Here is a 3,295-nt window from a genome sequence, read left to right as displayed (position 1 = left end):
ATCGTCGCGGGGTGGAGCAGTCTGGTAGCTCGTCGGGCTCATAACCCGAAGGTCGCAGGTTCAAATCCTGTCCCCGCAATTAAGTTATTTTCAAGCATTGCTTGAAAAAACTCTGGTCCGGTAGTTCAGTTGGTTAGAATGCCTGCCTGTCACGCAGGAGGTCGCGGGTTCGAGTCCCGTCCGGACCGCCATTTATATTGTAAAATGAGTACGAAACAAAGTTTCGTCTTTTTTTATGCCTTTTTTTGCTCAATTGTAAAAAATCAGGTAAACTACATATGAAATAGGCACCTTAGGAGAAATCCTAAGGTTTTTTTGCAGATAAATAAGGTAAAATGAAGATATGTGCTACGATGTTAAAATAAAAAGGTGATCGAATGAAACAATATGAACGTATTACAACGGATTCTGAGGAGACTTCTCAGTTTGCCGAAAGATTGGCTGGACTCTTAAAACCGGGAGATGTCATTGCACTGGAAGGTGATTTGGGTGCAGGAAAAACAACTTTCACAAAGGGGTTGGCTAAAGGTTTAGAAATTAAGAAAACCGTTAATAGCCCGACATTTACCATTATTAAAGAATATAAAGGAAACCTGCCATTATATCATATGGATGTCTACCGGGTGGCAGATGCATTTGAAGACCTGGGGTTTGATGAGTACTTCGAAGGAGATGGAGTGACGGTAGTAGAATGGGCACATTTAATTGAGGAGCAGCTTCCCGAGGAAAGACTGACCATCTACTTGTATCGTGAAGAAGGGGATCAAAGAAGAATGGTTTTCGCCCCGAGAGGAAAAAGATATGAGCAATTATGTAAGGAGATTTTTTCATGACGATATTAGCGATTGATACTTCTAACTATGCCTTAGGAGTAGCGCTTATTGAAGAGAATCAAGTACTTGGAGAATATATAACCAATTTAAAAAAGAACCATTCTGTTCGGATTATGCCTGCTATTCAAACACTAATGAAGGATTGTGAGCGGGTGCCTGCAGATTTAACGAAGATTGTCGTAGCCAAAGGGCCAGGCTCTTATACAGGAGTTAGAATTGGGGTAACCATTGCTAAAACGTTAGCATGGACCCTAAACATTCCACTTGTCGGTATTTCCAGCCTTGAAATCTTAGCATCAGGTGTCAGCCGTTATTTTGATGGCTATGTTTCGCCTCTCTTTGATGCTAGAAGGGGACAAGTATATACGGGATTATATCAAAATCATGGCAGTGAATTCTTAACGGTTAAAGAGGATCGCTTGGTTATGTTAGCCGATTGGGCAGAGTCTCTAAAAGGCGCGGGTAAATCAATATTATTTATCGGAAATGATTTATTACTCCATCAAGCAACAATCGCTGACCATTTGGAATCACAGGCCGTTTTTGCAGCAATCACAGAACATAATCCTCGTCCATCAGAGCTTGCCCTTCTTGGCAAGGATAAACCTGGAGAGGACATACATTCTTTTGTCCCAAATTATATTCGTTTAGCTGAGGCAGAAGCGAAATGGTTAGAAGCGAAAGGAAAAATATGAAATGGATAGGAATAGAGAGTTATGGTAGATTCATTTGTTTTTCGTAATATGAGGGAAGAGGATATTGATCAGATCTTAGAAGTAGAGCATGCATCTTTTACGACCCCATGGAGTCGTGAAGCTTTCTATAATGAATTACACAATAATCGATTTGCTGTTTATATCGTTTTAGAAGAAAATAATAAAATTCTTGGATACTGCGGAGCGTGGATTGTCATTGACGAGGCCCATGTGACGAATGTAGCAATCTTGCCTGAATATAGGGGCAGGAAGCTGGGGGAAGCTATATTGCAAAAAATGATGTCAGTAGCCCGGGAGATGGGAGCAAAGACCATGACACTTGAAGTACGTGTGACCAATCATGTGGCACAGTCTCTTTATCGAAAGCTAGGCTTTCAAAATGGAGGAATCCGTAAAAATTATTATTCAGATAATCAGGAAGATGGTTTAGTGATGTGGGTAAATTTATGATAAAAGATCAATGGATTATGGGAATTGAAACAAGTTGTGATGAAACGGCTGTCGCAATCATTAAAAACGGCCGTGAGATTGTGGCAAATGTTGTGGCATCTCAAATTGAAAGTCATAAACGTTTTGGTGGTGTTGTGCCAGAGATTGCTTCCCGCCACCATGTTGAACAAATCACTATTGTTACCGAGGAAGCCTTAAAGCAAGCTAATATTTCGTTTGCTGAGATTGATGCAATTGCTGTCACAGAGGGCCCTGGACTGGTCGGTGCCCTTTTAATTGGGGTAAATGCCGCGAAAGCATTAGCTTTTGCTGAGAACAAACCACTCGTTCCTGTTCACCATATTGCCGGCCATATTTATGCAAATCGGCTGGTAACCGAAATGAAATTCCCGCTCCTCGCTCTTGTCGTTTCTGGCGGGCATACAGAACTGGTGTATATGAAGGAACATGGCCATTTTGAAGTGATTGGGGAAACTAGAGATGATGCTGCAGGGGAAGCCTACGATAAGGTAGCCCGCACATTAAATATGCCGTACCCTGGCGGCCCTCATATTGACCGCCTGGCTCAGTCTGGAAATCCGACGATTAACTTACCTCGGGCATGGCTGGAGGAAGGCTCCTATGATTTTAGTTTTAGTGGTTTAAAATCCGCAGTTATTAATACGGTCCATAATGCGGAGCAACGCGGTGAGGTGATTGCCCCTGAAGACCTAGCTGCAAGTTTTCAAGAAAGCGTCATTGAAGTTTTAGTCACAAAAACAGAAAGAGCGGTCACAGAATACGGCGTAGAGCAAGTATTGGTAGCGGGCGGGGTTGCAGCGAATAAAGGACTTAGACAGGCGTTAGAGAAGGTTTTTTCCAAGAATCCTGGGATTGAATTAGTCATCCCGCCATTATCACTATGTACAGATAATGCAGCAATGATCGCTGCTGCTGGAAGTGTGATGTTTGAAAAGGGAATTCGAGCAAATTTGACGTTAAACGCCAATCCTGGATTAGATATTGAATTATATAATTAGAAACTCTTCTGGATAAGAAGAGTTTTTTTGTTGATAAGAATTTTTGAACTTCCATCAAAATAATCTTAAATGTGGATAAGTGGATTGTTTTCTGTGTATAATGTGGATAAGCGGGGTAATTATTGTGGATATTGTGGAAAACTAAAAAAATCATTGGGAATACTCTGTTTACAATGTGAATAAGCTTGTGGAAAAGTGAATAATTTTTTAAAAAAGTGTTTATATCGAATGTTGTCGATATATGTCTTATTATAAAGAAGGCTGTGTTAAACTTGTC

At 40.9% G+C, this 3,295-nt stretch carries 4 protein-coding genes and 2 tRNA genes; all 6 read left to right on the top strand.

The features are described from left to right. The first annotated feature begins 5 nt into the window (after window positions 1-5). The 6 genes from COJ96_RS17620 to tsaD all read left to right on the top strand — a co-directional run bounded on the left by COJ96_RS17620 (window position 6) and on the right by tsaD (window position 3,018). Window positions 6-79, top strand: a tRNA-Met gene (locus COJ96_RS17620). Window positions 80-114: 35 nt separating this feature from the next. Next, window positions 115-191: transfer RNA gene (locus tag COJ96_RS17615), tRNA-Asp, on the top strand. Window positions 192-377: 186 nt separating this feature from the next. Next, entirely contained in the window at window positions 378-833 is a 456-nt protein-coding gene (gene tsaE, locus COJ96_RS17610; RefSeq protein WP_098575116.1) for a tRNA (adenosine(37)-N6)-threonylcarbamoyltransferase complex ATPase subunit type 1 TsaE, read from the top strand. After that, window positions 830-1,528: a tRNA (adenosine(37)-N6)-threonylcarbamoyltransferase complex dimerization subunit type 1 TsaB gene (tsaB, locus tag COJ96_RS17605; RefSeq protein WP_098575115.1), complete on the top strand. Its 699-nt coding sequence runs from the start codon at window positions 830-832 to the stop codon at window positions 1,526-1,528. The genes tsaE and tsaB overlap by 4 nt, the downstream gene beginning before the upstream one ends. A 21-nt stretch (window positions 1,529-1,549) precedes the next feature. Further along, complete coding sequence (gene rimI / locus COJ96_RS17600) at window positions 1,550-1,999, top strand: ribosomal protein S18-alanine N-acetyltransferase (RefSeq protein WP_098575114.1); 450 nt, start codon at window positions 1,550-1,552, stop codon at window positions 1,997-1,999. Next, the gene (gene tsaD, locus COJ96_RS17595; RefSeq protein ID WP_098575113.1) at window positions 1,996-3,018 is read left to right on the top strand and encodes a tRNA (adenosine(37)-N6)-threonylcarbamoyltransferase complex transferase subunit TsaD; all 1,023 of its coding nucleotides are present in this window, start codon (window positions 1,996-1,998) and stop codon (window positions 3,016-3,018) included. The genes rimI and tsaD overlap by 4 nt, the downstream gene beginning before the upstream one ends. Window positions 3,019-3,295 lie beyond the last annotated feature (277 nt).

It is taken from the genome of Bacillus sp. AFS073361 (assembly GCF_002567005.1).
GTDB lineage: Bacteria > Bacillota > Bacilli > Bacillales > Cytobacillaceae > Neobacillus.
This window is presented reverse-complemented; position numbering and strand designations above follow the sequence as displayed.

What these genes read in the sequence shown, in the direction of transcription:
- tsaE (WP_098575116.1), top strand. Translation starts at nt 378, where the DNA reads ATGAAACAATATGAACGTATTACAACGGATTCTGAGGAGACTTCTCAG.
- tsaB (WP_098575115.1), top strand. Translation starts at nt 830, where the DNA reads ATGACGATATTAGCGATTGATACTTCTAACTATGCCTTAGGAGTAGCG.
- rimI (WP_098575114.1), top strand. Translation starts at nt 1,550, where the DNA reads ATGGTAGATTCATTTGTTTTTCGTAATATGAGGGAAGAGGATATTGAT.
- tsaD (WP_098575113.1), top strand. Translation starts at nt 1,996, where the DNA reads ATGATAAAAGATCAATGGATTATGGGAATTGAAACAAGTTGTGATGAA.